Genomic DNA, 1,044 nt, shown 5'->3' on the forward strand with positions numbered 1-1,044 from the left:
GCACAGATTTATTGAATATCATCCACAAAGGAAAGCATACCTCTCAAGCTTATCGCAATGCTTATATTTTACTGAATACCGATAAGAGCGAATTTTCTACCCCCTTAACCAATATGGAAATCTCTAAAGTTTTAAAAATAGGAATGCGCACTATTGATAGGGTTAAGAAGCGCTTTGTGGAAGAAGGTTTTGAAGCTTGTTTGAAACGCAAGGCCACTACCCGTATTTATGACAGAAAAGTAGATGGAGATGTAGAAGCTCATTTAATTTCAATAGCCTGCAGTGAACCTCCCAAAGGGTTTTCAAAATGGTCGCTTAGACTTTTAGCAGATAAAATGGTTACCTTAAATTATATAGAAAGTATTTCTCACGAAACAGTACGAAGAGTTTTAAAAAAACGAATTAAAGCCCTGGAAAGTTAAAGGTTGGGTAATTCCTCCTAAAGAGAATGCTGAATTTGTAGCTAACATGGAAAATGTTTTAGATGTTTATAAACGTCCATATTCAAAAGATTTCCCTGTAGTTTGTATGGATGAATCTCCAAAACAATTAATAGCAGAAACAAGGGTTACTGACAAGATGAAAGATGGAACTAAATTGATTGACTTTGAATATTCGAGAAAAGGTGTTTGCAATATTTTCATGGCAAATGAGCCGCTATCTGGTAGACGGATAGTAAAAATAACCGAAAGGAAAACAAAAAAAGATTGGGCTGTATTTATCAAGGAAATAGCAGATCACTATCAAGAGGCTAAGAAAATAACATTAGTCATGGATAATCTTAATACTCATAAAGCAAGTTCATTTTACGAAGCATTCCCTGCTAATCAAGCCAAACAATTATGGGATAGATTTGAATTTGTTTTTACACCAAAGCACGGAAGTTGGTTAAATATGGCTGAAATAGAATTAAATGTGTTAAATGGACAATGTTTAAACAGAAGAATTGATAAGATCCAGACAGTAAAACAAGAAGTTGAAGCTTGGCAAGAATATAGAAATAATCTTAATGCCAAAATAAATTGGCAATTCACAACGGAAAAT

1 protein-coding gene is annotated in these 1,044 nt (G+C 33.6%); it reads left to right on the top strand.

Annotation, left to right across the window (positions count from 1 at the left end; all coding sequences use genetic code 11):
• Positions 1-11: 11 nt before the first annotated feature.
• A protein-coding gene (locus tag F0000_RS27420; protein ID WP_149627870.1) for an IS630 family transposase occupies positions 12-1,044 on the top strand; the annotation gives its coding sequence in 2 pieces (ribosomal slippage) (positions 12-394 and positions 393-1,044; 1,035 coding nt annotated over the 2 pieces). This gene is flagged as partial in the annotation.

The organism is Aquimarina sp. RZ0 (assembly GCF_008370685.1).
Lineage (GTDB): Bacteria > Bacteroidota > Bacteroidia > Flavobacteriales > Flavobacteriaceae > Aquimarina.